Annotated in this window: 16 protein-coding genes; 8 read left to right on the forward strand and 8 right to left on the reverse strand. The window is 70.5% G+C overall.

The genetic code is table 11. The features are described 5' to 3' along the window. Positions 1–28: 28 nt before the first annotated feature. Positions 29–583: a peptide-methionine (S)-S-oxide reductase MsrA gene (gene msrA / locus Q9R08_RS17130; RefSeq protein WP_308869354.1), complete on the reverse strand. Its 555-nt coding sequence runs from the start codon at positions 581–583 to the stop codon at positions 29–31. After that, positions 580–1047, reverse strand: a complete 468-nt coding sequence (gene msrB / locus Q9R08_RS17135; RefSeq protein WP_308869355.1) for a peptide-methionine (R)-S-oxide reductase MsrB — start codon at positions 1045–1047, stop codon at positions 580–582. Before msrB ends, msrA begins: the two co-directional genes overlap by 4 nt. 130 nt (positions 1048–1177) lie before the next feature. Between msrB and Q9R08_RS17140 the strand changes: the two genes are divergently transcribed. Continuing rightward, positions 1178–1690, forward strand: coding sequence for a metallophosphoesterase family protein (locus tag Q9R08_RS17140; protein ID WP_308869356.1), 513 nt, complete (start codon positions 1178–1180; stop codon positions 1688–1690). On the opposite strand, the gene Q9R08_RS17145 is transcribed toward Q9R08_RS17140, so the two are convergent. The 3 genes from Q9R08_RS17145 to Q9R08_RS17155 form a co-directional block, all read right to left on the reverse strand. Beyond that, positions 1668–2243, reverse strand: a complete 576-nt coding sequence (locus tag Q9R08_RS17145; RefSeq protein ID WP_308869357.1) for a DUF2238 domain-containing protein — start codon at positions 2241–2243, stop codon at positions 1668–1670. The genes Q9R08_RS17140 and Q9R08_RS17145 overlap by 23 nt on opposite strands. Continuing rightward, positions 2240–3103, reverse strand: a complete 864-nt coding sequence (locus tag Q9R08_RS17150; protein WP_308869358.1) for an endonuclease/exonuclease/phosphatase family protein — start codon at positions 3101–3103, stop codon at positions 2240–2242. Before Q9R08_RS17150 ends, Q9R08_RS17145 begins: the two co-directional genes overlap by 4 nt. A gap of 74 nt (positions 3104–3177) precedes the next feature. Then, positions 3178–4680, reverse strand: coding sequence for a SulP family inorganic anion transporter (locus Q9R08_RS17155; protein WP_308869359.1), 1503 nt, complete (start codon positions 4678–4680; stop codon positions 3178–3180). A 181-nt stretch (positions 4681–4861) separates the two neighbouring features. Here Q9R08_RS17155 and Q9R08_RS17160 point away from each other — a divergent pair, with 181 nt between their 5' ends. Next, a complete protein-coding gene (locus Q9R08_RS17160) occupies positions 4862–6523 on the forward strand; it encodes an alpha-amylase family protein (protein WP_308869360.1) in 1662 nt (553 codons plus the stop codon). On the opposite strand, the gene Q9R08_RS17165 is transcribed toward Q9R08_RS17160, so the two are convergent. Continuing rightward, a complete protein-coding gene (locus Q9R08_RS17165; RefSeq protein ID WP_308869361.1) occupies positions 6475–7347 on the reverse strand; it encodes a glycosyltransferase family A protein in 873 nt (290 codons plus the stop codon). The two genes, Q9R08_RS17160 and Q9R08_RS17165, sit on opposite strands and share 49 nt — an antisense overlap. 348 nt (positions 7348–7695) lie before the next feature. Here Q9R08_RS17165 and Q9R08_RS17170 point away from each other — a divergent pair, with 348 nt between their 5' ends. After that, the gene (locus tag Q9R08_RS17170) at positions 7696–8040 is read left to right on the forward strand and encodes a DUF2200 domain-containing protein (RefSeq protein ID WP_308869362.1); all 345 of its coding nucleotides are present in this window, start codon (positions 7696–7698) and stop codon (positions 8038–8040) included. Between the two features lie 61 nt (positions 8041–8101). Continuing rightward, complete coding sequence (locus Q9R08_RS17175) at positions 8102–8653, forward strand: NYN domain-containing protein (protein WP_308869363.1); 552 nt, start codon at positions 8102–8104, stop codon at positions 8651–8653. Between the two features lies 1 nt (position 8654). On the opposite strand, the gene Q9R08_RS17180 is transcribed toward Q9R08_RS17175, so the two are convergent. Next, positions 8655–9635 (reverse strand): aggregation-promoting factor C-terminal-like domain-containing protein, encoded by a 981-nt coding sequence (locus tag Q9R08_RS17180; RefSeq protein ID WP_308869364.1) that lies wholly within the window; start codon positions 9633–9635, stop codon positions 8655–8657. A gap of 248 nt (positions 9636–9883) precedes the next feature. Here Q9R08_RS17180 and Q9R08_RS17185 point away from each other — a divergent pair, with 248 nt between their 5' ends. The 3 genes from Q9R08_RS17185 (at position 9884) to Q9R08_RS17195 (ending at position 13074) form a co-directional block, all read left to right on the forward strand. Beyond that, entirely contained in the window at positions 9884–11185 is a 1302-nt protein-coding gene (locus Q9R08_RS17185) for a M18 family aminopeptidase (RefSeq protein ID WP_308869365.1), read from the forward strand. A gap of 111 nt (positions 11186–11296) precedes the next feature. Beyond that, positions 11297–12442 carry a zinc-dependent alcohol dehydrogenase gene (locus Q9R08_RS17190; RefSeq protein ID WP_308869366.1) on the forward strand — a complete coding sequence of 382 codons (1146 nt, stop codon included), beginning with the start codon at positions 11297–11299 and terminating at the stop codon, positions 12440–12442. A 20-nt stretch (positions 12443–12462) separates the two neighbouring features. Then, positions 12463–13074, forward strand: coding sequence for a hypothetical protein (locus tag Q9R08_RS17195; protein WP_308869367.1), 612 nt, complete (start codon positions 12463–12465; stop codon positions 13072–13074). Here Q9R08_RS17195 and Q9R08_RS17200 read toward each other — a convergent pair. Next, on the reverse strand, positions 13071–14687 hold the full coding sequence (locus Q9R08_RS17200; RefSeq protein ID WP_308869368.1) for an FAD-dependent oxidoreductase: 1617 nt from the start codon (positions 14685–14687) through the stop codon (positions 13071–13073). The genes Q9R08_RS17195 and Q9R08_RS17200 overlap by 4 nt on opposite strands. 148 nt (positions 14688–14835) lie before the next feature. On the opposite strand from Q9R08_RS17200, the gene Q9R08_RS17205 reads away from it, so the two are divergent. Continuing rightward, entirely contained in the window at positions 14836–15567 is a 732-nt protein-coding gene (locus tag Q9R08_RS17205; protein WP_308869369.1) for an NUDIX hydrolase, read from the forward strand. Positions 15568–15569: the final 2 nt, after the last annotated feature.

The raw sequence follows: 15569 nt of genomic DNA on the forward strand, positions 1-15569 counted from the left end.
CTGCTCGCTCACCCCCGAGAGATGGTCGTCACGCAGTGGCGTCCGCGCGCTTGGGCAGCACCCATCCGGCACGCGGGAAGTGGCACGTGTAGCCGTTCGGGATGCGCAGCAGGTAGTCCTGATGCTCCGGCTCGGCCTCCCAGAACGGGCCCGCGGGCTCGATCGTGGTGACGGCCTTGCCCGGCCAGAGCCCCGACGCGTCGACGTCGGCGATGGTCTCGCGCGCGACCTGCTCCTGCTCGGGGGAGAGCGGGAAGATCGCCGAGCGGTAGCTGGAGCCGATGTCGTTGCCCTGGCGGTTCAGGGTCGACGGGTCGTGGATCTGGAAGAAGAACGCCAGGATGTCGCGGTACGTCGTCTTCGTGGGATCGAAGACGATCTCGACGGCCTCCGCGTGTCCGGGATGCTTGCGATAGGTGGCGTGCGCGTTCTCGCCGCCCGTGTAGCCGACACGGGTGCCGAGCACGCCGGGCTGGCGGCGGATCAGGTCCTCCATTCCCCAGAAACAGCCGCCGGCGAGGACTGCCGTCTCGCTGCCGGGGGTGCGGGTGATCTCGCCGGTGTCGAAGGGACCGCTGGTCATGATGCGTGCTCCTGGTTCTCGGTGGTGAAGAGGTGTCGGTAGGCGCCGTAGCCCTCGTCCTCGAGCGACGAGGCGGGCACGAAGCGCAGTGCGGCCGAGTTCATGCAGTATCTCAGGCCGCCGGCCTGCCGGGGGCCGTCGGGGAAGACGTGACCGAGATGGCTGTCGGCGCCCGACGAGCGCACCTCGGTGCGCGGCAGGAGCAGCTTCCAGTCCTTCTTGGTCGAGACGGCGTCGGGCGCGATCGGCTTGGTGAAGCTCGGCCATCCGGTTCCGCTGTCGTACTTGTCCGTCGACGAGAACAGCGGCTGGCCCGAGACGACGTCGACGTAGATGCCGGGCTCGTGGTTGTTCCAGTACTCGTTGCGGAAGGCCGGCTCGGTGCCGTCCTCCTGGGTAACCCGGTACTGGGCGTCGGTGAGGCGGCCGAGCGCCTCGGGGGTCTTGCGGTAGTCGTTGCTCACGATTCCTCCTGGGGTGGCGTCGCTGGCTGCGGCGTCATAGATGGAGAACGGATGCCGCATCCCTTTTGGTCCCGCGAACCTGGGAGCCAGCTTCGAATTCCGAGGGGCTGACGGCGGGCAGAATCGGGTGATGGCGACACGGTTGCTGCTGATCTCCGACACGCACATCCCCGGGCGCGCACGGCGGCTCCCGGATGCGGTGCTCCACGCCGCCGACGCGGCGGACCTCGTAATCCACGCAGGCGACTGGGTCGCGGCATCCGTGCTCGATGAACTGGTGCAGCACGCCGACGTGCTGGGCGTGTGGGGCAACAACGACGGTGCCGAGCTGCGCTCCCGCCTGCCCGAGATCGCGCACCTCACCCTCGAGGGAGTGCGATTCGCTGTCGTGCACGAGACGGGCGAGTCCAGACGGCGCGGGGAGCGGATGGACGCCGCGTTCCCCGACACCGATGTGCTGGTCTTCGGCCACAGCCACATCCCGTGGGACACCGTGACGCCCCGTGGGCTGCGGCTGCTGAATCCGGGATCGCCGACGGACCGCCGCCGTCAGCCGGCGCACACGATGATGACGGCCACCGTCGATGCCGGCGAGCTGCGTGACGTGCGGCTCGTCGATGTCAGTCCTGGTCGAGCAGCCTGACTCGGGCGACGACGATTCCGGCGACGAGGCCGCCGAGCCCACCCGCGGCCATGTCGCCGATCGTGTCCTGATAGCTCACGAAGATGCTGGGATCGACGAAGGTCTTGCCCATCCACTCCGCCATCTCCCACACCGCGCTCAGCCCGAGCCCCAAGCTCGTGACGAGCACGATCGGCGTCGCCCGCCGAGTGGCGGGGTCGAGGGGAAGCGGCACGATCGCCAGCCTCGCCAGCAGGAGGTAGGCCATTGCGGCGAGAGTGCCGGTGCAGGCGAAGTGCACGACCAGGTCCCACGGTGGCACCGTCTCGTAGAGGTGCAGCACGTTGCTCCAGGCGGCGACGAGCACCGTGATGCAGAAGACGACGTCGAACGCGGGCCGCGCCCCGGCGAACCGGGGGAGGACGAGCGCCGGCAGCGACAGCGCGAGGATGCCCGCGTCCGGCGGGTCCCACCAGACGAATGCCGCCGCGACGCTGAGCGGGCCGAGCAGTCGCACGGCGTCGGCCACCCACTCCGCGACGCTGTGCGGCGGCCTGAGGAATCGCGCCTTCACGCCTGTCCCCGCCCGACAGGGATCGTCATGACCGCCTGGACGGGCAGGTGGTCGGACGGCCATACGCCCGCGTGGCGGAAGGTGTTGATCCCGGCGCTCGCGACCTTCACCTCCGGTGTGACGACGATCCAGTCGATGCGGGCGCGCGAGGGACGCGGCCGCCGATACCCGGCGAATGTGCCGACGGGTGCCGTCAGCCGGCGTGCCGCGGCGGTCCAGGCATCCTGCAGCCCACCGTCATCGAGGAGCGCCCGTAGGGTCCGCGACCCCTCGCCCGCGTTCAGGTCGCCGGTGAGGATGCCGGGACCCCGACCCACCAGCGTCCGGAGCGCATCGACCGAGCGCACGCGCGAGCGCGGCGAGAACGGGTCCAGGTGCGTGTTGAGCACGGTGAACGCCGACCCGGTGCGGCGGTCGCGGAAGCGGGCCGTGACCGCGATGCGGGGGATGAGGTTGCCCCACGAGCGGGAGCCGGCTTCGCGCGGGTGATCCGACAGCGCCGTCTGATCCCAGTCCAGGAGTTCCAGCCGTTCGGCATCGAAGAAGATCGGGCAGCCCTCACCGCTGCCCCGGCGGCCATGCCCCCGGCCGACGAACCGGTATGCGGAGCCCAGCGCGGCGAGCACCGCGTCGGCTTGATCCGGCATCGCCTCCTGCACCCCGACGAATGTCGGCCGCTCCCGCTGCAGCAGCGCTCGGACGGCGGTGGCACGATGCCGCCACCGATCCGCCCGCCGCCAGGTGACCCCGTTCATGCGGCGCCGGATGTTGAACGTCATGATGTGCAGGGCGGGCGGCTCGACCGGGCCGACGAGCGGCCGACCCGACAGCTCCTCGAGCATCCCGTCTCGCCGCAGCATCCCTCACCGTACGCAGACGATGGTGCGCGCGGGCAAGGGCTTGCGCCGCGGCGGATTCTGCGTGAAGCAGGCACTCAGGGCGACCCGAGACCGCCGCTGAGCCGGCCGTGGAACGACGCCGAGGCGTCGCTCATGCCCTCGAGCTCGACGGTGGTGCCGCGCTGCTCGTACTTGGTGACGATGGCGTCGAGGGCGGCGACCGTCGAAGCGTCCCAGACACGTGTGCGGGACAGGTCGATCACGACGTGGGCGGGATCGGCGGCGTATTCGAACTGCGTGGTCAGATCGTTGCTCGAGGCGAAGAAGAGCTCGCCGTCCACGCGGTACCGCGCGGTGTCGCCGTCGACCGTGCGGCTCACGGTGGTGAAATGGGCGACCCGCCGGGCGAACAGCACCATGGCGGCGAGCACCCCGAGCACGACGCCGATCGCGAGGTTGTGGGTCCAGACCGTCGCCACGACGGTCACGAGCATCACGAGCGTCTCGCTCAGCGGCATCCGTCTCAGCGTCGACGGGCGGATGCTGTGCCAGTCGAAGGTCGAGACCGACACCAGGATCATCACTGCGACGAGCGCCGCCATCGGGATCAGCCCGACGATGTCGCCGAGCGCCACGACCAGGATCAGCACCCACACGCCGGCCAGGAACGTCGAGATGCGCGTACGGCCGCCCGAGGTCTTGACGTTGATCATCGTCTGGCCGATCATCGCGCAGCCGCCGGTGCCTCCGAAGAAGGCCGAGGCGAGGTTGGCGACGCCGAGGCCCCAGGCCTCCCGTGTCTTGCGCGAGCGCGTGTCGGTGATGTCGTCGACGAGTTTCGCCGTCATGAGCGACTCGAGAAGGCCGACCAGGGCGGCGGCGAAGGCGTAGGGCGCGACGATCTGCAGGGTCTCCCCTGTCAGCGGGACGTTCGGGATGAGCAGCCCGGGAAGGCTGCGCGGCAGCTCTCCCTGGTCCGCGACGTTCGGCACCGCCGAGAGTCCGAACACGACGACCGCGGCGGTCAGCAGCACGATCGCGATGAGCGGCGCCGGGACGGCGCGTGTGATCCGCGGCCACACGAAGAGGATGCCGAGTCCCGCAGCCACCAGCACGTACACCGCCCAGGGGACGTCGACGAGCTGAGGCACCTGCGAAAGGAAGATCAGGATCGCCAGGGCGTTCACGAACCCGACCATGACGCTGCGCGGGATGAACCGCATGAGCCGGGCGACACCGAGCGCGGCGAGCACGACCTGGATGACGCCCGCGAGGGCGATGGTGACGATGAGGTAGTCGGCCCCGTACTCGCGCGAGACGGGGGCGATGACGAGCGCGACCGCGCCCGCGGCTGCCGTGATCATCGCGGGGCCGCCGCCCGTGAACGCGATGACCACCGAGAGCACGAACGACGAGAAGAGGCCCACGCGAGGATCGACGCCGGCGACGACCGAGAACGCGATCGCCTCGGGGATGAGCGCGAGAGCCACGACCAGTCCAGCGAGGACCTCGCGCGTGAGCAGCCGGGGACGGCGCAGCGCCTGCAGCACGGTCGGCTCGATGCGGTAGCGATCAGCGGATTCGGCGACGGTGGACACGGGTGACGACTCTATCCGTGCGCGATTCCCGCGCACCTGTATCCAACACGGCAGCGGATCTCAAGGGCCTGCCCGAGACGCGGATCGCCCGGCAGAATCGCGGGATGGTGTACGAAGGCTTGTCCCCGTCCCGCGCGCAGCTCCTTCCGACCGATCGGCCCACTCTTCGGCGGGAGGCCCGATGAAGATCACCGATACCAGCGACCTCTGGTGGAAGAGCGCGATCATCTACTGCCTCGACGTCGAGACCTACCTGGATTCCGACGGCGACGGCGTCGGCGACATGCAGGGGCTCGCGCAGCGCATCGACTACCTCGCCCAGCTCGGCGTTACGTGCCTGTGGCTCATGCCGTTCTATCCGACGCCCGATCGCGACGACGGGTACGACATCACCGACTTCTACGGTGTGGATCCGCGGCTCGGCAATCACGGAGAGCTCGTGGAGATGATCCGCACGGCCCACGACCGGGGTATGCGGGTCATCGTCGACCTGGTCGTCAACCACACCTCGGATCGGCATCCGTGGTTCCAGAAGGCGAAGCGCAGCGTCAACTCCCCGTACCGGGAGTACTACATCTGGCGCGACGAGGCTCCGCCGAAGGGCCAGAAGAATCCGGTCTTCCCGGGCGAGGCGGACGGCGTCTGGTCGAAGGACGAGGCGTCGGGTCAGTGGTACCAGCACAGCTTCTACGAGCATCAGCCCGACCTGAACATCGCCAATCCGGCCGTGCGAGACGAACTCGCCCGCGTGATCGGGTTCTGGCTGCAGCTGGGCGTGTCGGGGTTCCGGGTGGACGCAGTGCCCTTCCTCCTGGAGATGCCGCCGGGCGCGGAGATCCCGGATCCGCACGAGCTCCTGCGCGACTTCCGGCGCTTCCTCCAGCGCCGCTCGAGCGAGGCCATCCTGCTCGGGGAGGTGAACCTGCCGTACGACCAGCAGGTCGCCTACTTCGGCGGCGGCGACGTGAGCGAGCTGTCGATGCAGTTCGACTTCGTCGGCATGCAGTCGTTCTACCTGTCGCTCGCACGGCAGGAACCCGCTCCGCTCATCGCGGCGCTGACCTCTCGACCGGTCCTTCCCGACGACGTGCAGTGGGCGAACTTCCTGCGCAATCACGACGAGCTGACCCTCGACAAGCTGACAGACGCGGAGCGGGAGGAGGTCTTCGAGGCGTTCGCCCCCGACGAGCGGCAGCGTGTCTTCGGCCGCGGCATCACGCGCCGGCTGCCCCCGATGCTCGGGGATCCGCGGCGCATCCGCATGGCCTACAGCCTCCTGTTCACGCTTCCGGGCACGCCGGTGCTGTTCTACGGCGAGGAGATCGGGATGGGGGAGAACATCGACATCCCCGGACGCAGCGCCGTCCGCACGCCGATGCAGTGGACGGCGGAGAAGAACGGCGGGTTCTCACAGGCCCCGCCGTCCCGGCTCATCGCGCAGCCGCCGGGCGACGGCTACGCGCCGCAGCACGTCAACGCGGCGGACCAGATCGAGGACCGCGAGTCGCTGCTGCACTTCTTCCGCGATCTCATCTCGCGGTACCGCATCTCGCCGGAGCTCGGGTGGGGCACGTTTGAGGTCCTCGAACAGCCCGTGGACCACCTCCTGGTGCACTCACTCCGGGCGGATGTCGGCCGCATGGTCGCGATCCACAACTTCGCCGACGTGCCGGCCACGACGAGCTTCTCGTTGAAGGACGAGCCCGACGGCACCCGCCTCGTCGATCTGCTGGACGCCGAGCGCATCCCTCTCGATGAGCGGGGAGGGGTGGAGCTGGAGGTCCCCGCGTACGGCTACCGCTGGCTGCGGGTCTCGCGCCCCGGCGACGGCCGCGTGTCGTAGCCGCCTTCCCGCGGCCTCAGCCGCGGCGGCAGCGTCATGATGTGCCCGGGCTGCGGGCGCGCGTGCCGCCGCGGCGGACGCGACGCACCGAGCCGGCGCAGTGCGTGCCGCGTCCAGCGCACCGGCGGGAAGTCGCGGGGAAAGTGCACGAGCACCGTGCGCAGGCCGCGGGCTGCGCGGCGCCCGAACGCGCGGCCGGGCGCGAACGGCCGCATCGACATCCCCATGCGGGCGGCCCGGAGGTGGCGGATGCGCCCGCGTTCGCCGAGGTGGAAGGAGAGGTCCATGTCGTCGTGCAGGGCGGCATCGAGATGCACGCGCGAGCGGATGCCGAGCCACGCCTGGCGACGCATACCCAGATTGGAGCCGAACAGCGGGAGGTGCCCGAGCGTGGGGATCATCACGGCGGCGTAGGCGCCGAGGTAGAGCGTCGCGAGCGGCACGCGCAACGCGCGCGGACCGTCGATGAAGCGGGCGCCCCCGGTGAACGCCGAGACATCGGGCCGGGAGGCGAACGCGTCCGCCATGGCCCGGATCCACGACGCATCCGGGACGCAGTCCGCGTCGAGCCGCAGGATGATGTCGCCGGTCGAGGCGTCGTACCCTGCCGCGCTCGCCGCGGGGATGCCGGGGGTCTCGCACCGGACCAGGCGGGCACCGAATGCGCGCGCGACGTCGGCGGAGGCATCCGTCGACCCGTTGTCGACGACGATGACCTCGTCGGCCGGCCGTGACTGCTGTGCGAGGGCGCGCAGGCACCGCGCGAGCTCGGTGTCGTCGTCCTTCACGGGGATGACCACCGAGATCCGTGGCGTGTCCGGCATGCTCCGATTCCACCTGCTCCGGCAGCGGGGCAGAAGGGACTTGACTCCGGCCGCCTGAATCGGGCGCGGGGGCGCCGCGTGGACGGGAGGCGGACCGGCGCCGTCGGTTAACAGGTCGGTGGCCGCCGTGTCAATGGGCACACCCCGATCGCTGCGCATGCCTAGGCTTGCAGAGCAATACAAAGCAGTGCCGTGCGAATCGGTCGAGTATCGGCGTTCGGGTCGCCGTGCAGACTCCCGTGAACGTGCTGACGGTCCCGGTGGGAGGGCTACCCACCGGGACCGTCGCTGCGTCGAGGGGTCGTCGACGCCGGTGCCGCAGCATCCCATCCCGATTACCCTGGCGACATGCACCGGATCTTCACGACGAGCTTCGCCTCGGTCTACCCGCTCTACGTGACGAAGGTCGAGCGCAAGGGCCGCACGAACGAGGAGCTCGACGAGGTCATCGAGTGGCTGACCGGCTTCGACGACGCTCAGCTGAAGCAGCACATCGATGAGCACACGACCTTCGAGGAGTTCTTCGCCGAGGCCGACCTCAACCCGAACGCCTCGCTCATCACCGGTGTGGTCTGCGGGATGCGGGTCGAGCAGATCGAGGATCCGCTGATGCAGAAGATCCGCTACCTCGACAAGCTCGTCGACGAACTGGCGCGCGGGAAGGCCATGGCGAAGATCCTCCGCAGCGCCTGATCGCGACGGACGCCTGTTCGCTGCCTGCTACGTTCGGAGCGGGTCGACCGAGGAGAGCAGCATGGAGCGCAGCAGCTGGGTGCTGGTGGACGGCGAGAACATCGACGCCACCCTCGGCGGATCGATCCTCGGCAGGCGCCCCCTGCCCGAGGAGCGCCCGCGGTGGGACCGCCTGCTGGCGTTCGTCTCCGACCGGTGGGGGCGGCCCGCGAAGGGGCTCTTCTTCCTGAACGCGAGCAGTCACCTGCCGATGCCGTTCGTGCAGGCGCTTCTCGCGCTCGGCTACCAGCCGGTTCCGCTCTCAGGACCCGCTGACGAGAAGATCGTCGACATCGCGATCCAGCGCACCCTGCGCGCGCTCGTCGACCGTGACGATGACGTCGCGCTCGTCAGCCACGACCGCGACTTCGCCGAGGACCTTGCACGCCTCGCCACCGACGGGCGCCGAGTGGGCGTCATCGCGTTTCACGAGTTCCGCAGCACGGAGTTCACCGGCATCCCCGGCGTCGAGTTCTTCGACATCGAGTACGACGCGGAGGCGTTCGACGCGCCGCTGCCGCGCGTGCGTGTCATCCCGATCGAGCAGTTCGACCCGTCCGACTTCCTGCGGTGAGTCAGTACCAGCCGGTCGACTGGGAGTGGCTCCAGGCGCCGCACGGGCTGCCGTAGCGACCTGAGATGTAGCCCAGGCCCCACGCGATCTGCGTCGCGGGGTTCGTCTGCCAGTCGGCGCCCGCGCTGCCCATCTTGCTGCCCGGGAGAGCCTGCGGGATTCCGTAGGCGCCGCTGCTGCGGTTGTACGCCTGGTAGTTCCAGCCCGACTCCTTCTGCCACAGCGACACGAGGCAGCCGAACTGGTCGTCGCCCCAGCCGTAGCCGCCGAGCATCGAGCGGGCCGTGGCCTGCGCGTCGGCCGGGCTGGTGCCGCCCACGGCACCGCCGGTCGCGTACACGGGGCGCGGTGCCGACGGCGTCGAGGACGCCTTCTTGGCGGCGGCCGCTTCGGCTTCGGCGGCGGCCTGGGCGGCGGCTGCCGCCTCCGCCTCCTTGCGCGCCTTCTCCTCGGCCTCCTGCTTCGCCTTGAGGGCGACGGCGGCGTCGAGCCGGCCGCGCAGTCCCTGCGCCTGCTCGCTGACCGATGCGGCCAGCGTGGTCACCGCCTCCGTGAAGTCGGTCGAGTACATCGCCGGCAGTGCCTGTGCGCGCTGCAGCTGCTCGACAGCGGTCTCCAGACCCGAAGTGTCGACCGTCGTGACGGGGGTGCCGACGTCGAGTCCCGACGCGGCGATGTCGGAGGCGACCGCGGTCGCCGCGGTCACGGCGGCGTTCGCGGCGGCGACGGCCTCGTCGGCGGCGGATGCCGACGGCACCTCCTCGGCGGCGACGGAGGGTGACGTCGAGTACGACGCCAGTGCGAAACCGGTGAGTGCTCCGGATGCCTCGGCCTGCGACGCGGGGGTCGCCGTGGTGAATCCCGCGGTGGCCAGCACGCCGATCGCGAGCGTCGCGGACAGCAGTACCGGGCGGCGGCGAAGGCGGCGTTCGGCGCGGCGGACAGTGCGGCGGGCGGGCAGGAGAGACGTGTGGTTGCGCATGAAAGACCGGGTTCCGTATCAGCGAAATGCGCCATCGGGCGGCGCCTCGTGCTCGTTCGGGCGGGCACAAGTCCCCGAGTCTCCCCGGCGTTTCTGGATGGTTCCAGTGCGTTACCTGAACGTTACATGTGAGCGGATTGCTCGAAAAGGCCAGATCAAGAGGCTGCATCCTGCGCCGCCGGCCGCCCGGGCGAGCCCCGCGAACTACGATCGGAGGACCCCTGCACCGCAATCGAGGAGGCTCGCCCGTGCCCTCAACCCCCGCCCCTGCCGCCACGGCGTCGCTGGCTCACGCCGGCGATCTCGCCGCCTTCGTCGCCGCGTCGCCGTCGAGCTTCCACGCCGCTGCGGAGGTCGCCAACCGCCTGGAGGGCGCGGGGTTCGTGCGGCTCGACGAGTCGGCCGGCTGGCCGTCTCCCGCGGGCGGAAAGTTCGTCGTGGTGCGTGACGGCGCGGCGATCGCGTGGGTCGTGCCGCCGTCCGCGACCGCCGCCACCGGGGTGCGCATCTTCGGCGCCCACAGCGATTCGCCGGGATTCAAGCTCAAGCCGAAGCCGACGACCGGAAAGCTCGGCTGGCTGCAGGCCGGCGTCGAGATCTACGGCGGACCGCTGCTGAACTCGTGGCTCGATCGAGAGCTCCGTCTTGCCGGGCGCCTCGTGCTCGACGACGGCACGAGCGCGCTGGCGTCGACCGGCGCGCTCCTGCGTCTGCCGCAGCTCGCGATCCACCTCGACCGCGAGGTCAACGACCACCTCGCCCTCGACAAGCAGTCGCAGACGCAGCCGGTCTGGGGGCTCGGCCCCGCCGACTCCGCCGACATCCTCGGCGAGCTTGCACGCGAGGCGGGCGTCGACGCCGCGCGCATCCGCGGGTACGACATCGTCACGGCCGACTCCGCCGCGGGCGCCGCGTTCGGACGCGACGACGTCTTCTTCGCCTCCGGGCGCCTCGACGACCTCGCGTCGGTGCACGCGGGGGTCGTCGCCCTGGAGCGGGCGGCCGAGGGCCACGATGCCGATCACATCGCGATGCTCGCGGTCTTCGACCACGAGGAGGTCGGATCCGGCACGCGTTCGGGTGCCGCCGGCCCCTTCCTCGCCGATGTGCTCGAGCGGCTGTGGCTGTCTCTCGGCGCGGACCGCGAGCAGCAGCTGCGCGCGCTGGCGGCATCGTGGTGCGTGTCGAGCGACGTCGGACACTCGGTGCACCCGAACTACGTGGACAAGCACGATCCCGTCGTGCAGCCCGTGCTCGGATCGGGCCCGATCCTCAAGATCAACGCCAACCAGCGCTATGCCACGGATGCCGCGGGCGCGGCGGCGTGGAACGGATGGTGTGCGGCGGCAGGTGTCACCAGCCAGGAGTTCGTCTCGAACAACACCGTCCCGTGCGGCTCGACGATCGGGCCGATCACCGCGACACGCCTCGGCATCCGCACCGTCGACGTCGGCATCCCGATCCTGTCGATGCACTCGGCGCGCGAGCTCGCCGGAGTCAGCGACCTGTGGGACCTCGCCCGCGTCGCCGAGACGTACTTCCGCGGCTGAGGCGGTGACCGGCGCACCGCACCTCTGACACTTCAGAGCGCCGAGCGCAACCCCCTGCGCTGATCGCCGCCCGCGCCGAGAGGGTGTCGTGAGAGACCCCAGGAGGAGCGCATGAAGGCGATGACGTACCGCGGACCGTACAAGCTGCGCGTCGAGAACAAGCCCGAGCCGAAGATCGAACACCCCAATGATGCGATCGTGCGCGTCGAGCTGGCCGCGATCTGCGGATCGGATCTGCATCTGTACCACGGCATGATGCCCGACACCCGCATCGGCCACACGTTCGGCCACGAGTTCATCGGGACCGTGGTGGAGGTCGGCGGATCGGTCGAGCGGCTCCGGGTCGGCGACCGGGTGATGGTGCCCTTCAACATCTACTGCGGCTCCTGCTACTTCTGTGCGCGGGGGCTGTTCTCGAACTGCCACAACGTCAACCCCAACGCGACGGCGATCGGCGGCATCTACGGCTACTCGCATTCGACCGGCGGCTACGACGGCGGGCAGGCCGAGATGGTGCGCGTGCCGTTCGCGGATGTCGGACCCTCGGTGATCCCCGACGACATCGCCGACGAAGATGCACTGCTGCTCACCGACGCGTTCTCGACCGGCTACTTCGGCGCCCAGTTGGCCGACATCGCCGAGGGCGACACCGCGGTCGTGTTCGGGGCGGGCCCCGTCGGGCTCGCCGCGGCGCGCTCGTGCTGGCTCATGGGCGCAGGACGCGTGATCGTCGTCGATCATCTGGACTACCGCCTGCAGAAGGCGCGTGACTTCGCGTACGCCGAGACGGTGGCGTTCGCCCAGGTCGGCGACATCGTGCGCGAGCTGAAGCGCATGACGGACGGACTGGGAGCGGATGTCGCGATCGACGCCGTCGGCGCGGAGGCCGACGGTCATGTCATCCAGCACGTGACCTCGGCGAAGCTGAAGATGCAGGGCGGTTCGCCGGTGGCCCTGAACTGGGCGATCGACACCGTCCGCAAGGGCGGCACCGTGTCGGTCATGGGCGCCTACGGACCGATGTTCAGCGCCGTGCGGTTCGGCGACGCGATGAACAAGGGTCTGACGCTGCGGATGAATCAGGCGCCCGTCAAGCGCCAGTGGCCCAGGCTCTTCGAGCACATCCGGGCCGGCTACCTCCGGCCCAGCGACCTCATCACGCACCGCATCCCGCTCGATCACATCGCCGAGGGGTACCACCTCTTCTCGGCGAAGCTCGACGACATCATCAAGCCGGTCATCGTCCCGGCGTCCTGACACTCGAATCGGAGCACGACATGCCGTACACCGCGAACAAGCCCGGTCCCGCGCCCGACCCCGATGAGCTGCGCGCCCGCATCCCCGGTTGGGGAGCCGACGCCGACCCCGCCGTCCGCCCGGCAGTGCCGCGTGAGCAGCCCGGCATCCAGACGGGTGCGCACTGGGAGGTGCCAGAGGATCAAGGCGGGCGCGGCGGGCGCGAGAAGTCCGTCGAGCACTCGCGGCTCACACCGGTGTTCGGAACGGCGCAGCCGTTGCACGGGCTCGCCGGCCGGGTGCGCCGCTACGCGTACGAGAGGTACAGCGAGGGCCAGACCGCCCACTGGCTGATTCTCATACTCGGCGACCGCATCGACTCGACGACCGCCCACCTGAAGTCGCTCTTCACGCGACGGCCCGATGATCCGATCACGCAGAGCGGCATCCTCGGTGAGCGAGGGCACCGGCCGATCTCGTCGCGCTTCGGCCGCGGCCGCGCCGACCTGAAGCACGCGTGGCTCGATCCCCTCCTCGTGCTCGGGCCGTGGGTGATCGCGGGCACGCTCGTCGTCATGCTCGGCCGCGCGATCGTGCGCCCGGCCGCCGGCCGGCGCAGCGCCGGGGATGATGACGGCCGGCGCCGCGCCTAGCGACCCAGCGCCAGATACTGGTGGGTGAAGGCGATGGCCATGCCGCCCTCGCCGACGCCGGCGACCACCCGCTTCACAGAGCCGGAGCGCACGTCGCCGACCGCGAAGACGCCCGGAGCGGTCGTTTCGAGGGCGAACGGACGCCGCGTCTCGGCCCATCTGCCCGACTCGAGGGCATCCGCGCCCGTGAGCACGAAGCCGCGCCCGTCCAGCGCGACATCCGGCGGCAGCCAGGCGGTCTCGGCATCCGCTCCGATCATCACGAAGAGCACGTCGACGTCGCGGCGGCGTACATCGCCGGTGCGCCGGTCGGCGATGTCGGCGGCCTGCAGGCTGTCGGCGCCGTGGAGCGCGACCACCTCGCTGCGGGTCTCCACCCGGATCGCCGGGATGGCCGAGATCTGATCGATGAGGTACCTCGACATTCCGGCCTCGAGCGACTCGCCTCGCACGAGCAGCGTGACCGAGCGTGCGTGGCGGCTGAAGAACAGCGCGGCCTGACCGGCGGAGTTGCCGGCGCCGATGATGCAGACGTCGGCGCCCTGCGCGACGGCGGAGTCGCTGCGGGCGGCGCCGTAATAGACGCCGCTGCCGAGGAATCTGCCGACGTCGCCGAGGGGGAGCGTGCGCCACACGACCCCGGTGGCGAGGATCACCACCTCGGCGCGCACGACATCGCCTCCGTCGAGGGTCAGCTCGTGCGTCGCCGGGTCCAGTGCCTCGACGGTGCGAGTGACCACCAGCTCCGCGCCCAGGCGCTTGGCCTGCTTGAACGCCCGGCTCGCCAGATCGTCCCCGGAGATGCCGAACGGGAAACCGGTGTAGTTCTCGATCCGCGTCGACGTGCCGGCCTGCCCGCCCGGCGCGAACGTCTCGACGACGAGCGTGCGGAGCCCTTCCGCCGCGGCGTTCACGGCGGCCGTGAGACCGGCGGGGCCTGCGCCGAGGATCACGACGTCGTAGTCGCGCGCCCCCGGCACCACGTCGAGTCCCACGGCTTCGGCGACCTCTCGCATGGTGGGGTTCTCGAGTCGTCGGCCGTCGGCCAGCTCGAGCACGGTGTCGGCCGCGTCAGCGGCGGCATCCGCTGTCACGCTCTCGAAGTCGACCTCGTTGCGGGTGAGGAAGCCGCTCACGCGATGGGCCCGTGCGCTGCGACCGTGGTGGATCAGTCGCACGCCGGGCTCGCGCTGCTCCGCGGCCATCGTCTGGAGGGAGTCGAGGTAGCGGCGTGCGAGGCCGGCCACCCGGTCGGGTACCGACGGCGCGAGCGCGGCGAGCGTGTAGTAGACGGCCGGCTCGAGCTTGATCACGCGTGTCGGTCCGGCGGCGCGGCCGCTGGCCGGGAACGGCGTGCTGAGCGTCATCGGCACCTCGCCGAAGAACCGGCCGGGCGCGCGCGTGCCGATGATGCGCTCGTCGCCGTTCACGACCTTGGTGATCTCGGCGAGTCCCTCGACCACGATGAAGAGCGACCGCTCGTCGCCCTCGTGCGCGAAGTACTCGCCGGGTACGAGCCGGATGTCCTCGACGGCGCCGGCGAGGTAGACGAGGCCCTCCTCGGGTACGCCGTCGAACACACGCATCGCGCGCAGACCGTCGACGGTGATCATGCGGCTCCCCAGCAGCCGGACGAGAGCGCAGTGCGCACCCGGTGACGCGAAGCGCCACGGGGCCGAAGTTACCGGGATCGCCGAGCATCGGTCAACCGGCGCTCGGCTCCCGGTCCGCGACGTCGGCGGATCGGCGTAGCCTGAACGGATGCCGCAGCCGACGACTCCGCAGGACGGCGAGGTGCTGCCCGACACGACGCTCGGCGCACGCGCGCAGCTTGCTGCGCTGGCCGCCGATCCGGGCGCCGCCCCGCTGATCGACCTGCCTGCGCAGGCGGATCCGCGTGCGGCGGCGGTGCTGATGCTGTTCGGCGTACTCGACACCCTGCCGAGCGACCATGATGCTCAGGCGCGAGCCGTCTCGCGTGACCTCGACGTCCTTCTCCTCGCCCGCGCGACCACGCTGCGCGCACATCCCGGGCAGGTCGCCTTCCCCGGCGGACGCCTGGACCCCGGTGACGATGGGCCGGTCGGCGCGGCACTGCGCGAAGCCCGCGAAGAGACCGGGCTCGACACCGAAGGCGTCGAGGTGCTCGGCGTGCTCGGCGACATCTCCCTCGCGTTCTCGCAGCACCTCGTGACGCCGGTGCTGGGCTGGTGGCGGCATCCGTCCCCGGTCCGCGTCGTCGACGAAGCCGAATCGGCAGCGGTGTTCCGGGCGCCCGTCGCCGACCTGCTGAACCCCGCCAACCGTGGCGTGACGGTGATCCGCCGCGACGGGCAGGAGTGGCGCGGTCCTGGATTCCTCGTGCGGCATACGACAGGGGAGCACCTCGTGTGGGGCTTCACCGGGATGGTGCTCGACGGGTTGTTCGATCGCCTCGGCTGGAGCGAGCCGTGGGACGACACCCGCGAGCTGCCGCTGGTGCTGCCCGACTGACG

This window comes from Microbacterium psychrotolerans, assembly GCF_031085295.1.
GTDB classification, from domain to species: Bacteria; Actinomycetota; Actinomycetes; order Actinomycetales; family Microbacteriaceae; genus Microbacterium; species Microbacterium psychrotolerans.

What these genes read in the sequence shown, in the direction of transcription:
- msrA (WP_308869354.1), bottom strand. Translation starts at nt 583, where the DNA reads ATGACCAGCGGTCCCTTCGACACCGGCGAGATCACCCGCACCCCCGGC.
- Q9R08_RS17140 (WP_308869356.1), top strand. Translation starts at nt 1,178, where the DNA reads ATGGCGACACGGTTGCTGCTGATCTCCGACACGCACATCCCCGGGCGC.
- Q9R08_RS17150 (WP_308869358.1), bottom strand. Translation starts at nt 3,103, where the DNA reads ATGCTGCGGCGAGACGGGATGCTCGAGGAGCTGTCGGGTCGGCCGCTC.
- Q9R08_RS17160 (WP_308869360.1), top strand. Translation starts at nt 4,862, where the DNA reads ATGAAGATCACCGATACCAGCGACCTCTGGTGGAAGAGCGCGATCATC.
- Q9R08_RS17165 (WP_308869361.1), bottom strand. Translation starts at nt 7,347, where the DNA reads ATGCCGGACACGCCACGGATCTCGGTGGTCATCCCCGTGAAGGACGAC.
- Q9R08_RS17170 (WP_308869362.1), top strand. Translation starts at nt 7,696, where the DNA reads ATGCACCGGATCTTCACGACGAGCTTCGCCTCGGTCTACCCGCTCTAC.
- Q9R08_RS17175 (WP_308869363.1), top strand. Translation starts at nt 8,102, where the DNA reads ATGGAGCGCAGCAGCTGGGTGCTGGTGGACGGCGAGAACATCGACGCC.
- Q9R08_RS17180 (WP_308869364.1), bottom strand. Translation starts at nt 9,635, where the DNA reads ATGCGCAACCACACGTCTCTCCTGCCCGCCCGCCGCACTGTCCGCCGC.
- Q9R08_RS17190 (WP_308869366.1), top strand. Translation starts at nt 11,297, where the DNA reads ATGAAGGCGATGACGTACCGCGGACCGTACAAGCTGCGCGTCGAGAAC.
- Q9R08_RS17195 (WP_308869367.1), top strand. Translation starts at nt 12,463, where the DNA reads ATGCCGTACACCGCGAACAAGCCCGGTCCCGCGCCCGACCCCGATGAG.
- Q9R08_RS17200 (WP_308869368.1), bottom strand. Translation starts at nt 14,687, where the DNA reads ATGATCACCGTCGACGGTCTGCGCGCGATGCGTGTGTTCGACGGCGTA.
- Q9R08_RS17205 (WP_308869369.1), top strand. Translation starts at nt 14,836, where the DNA reads ATGCCGCAGCCGACGACTCCGCAGGACGGCGAGGTGCTGCCCGACACG.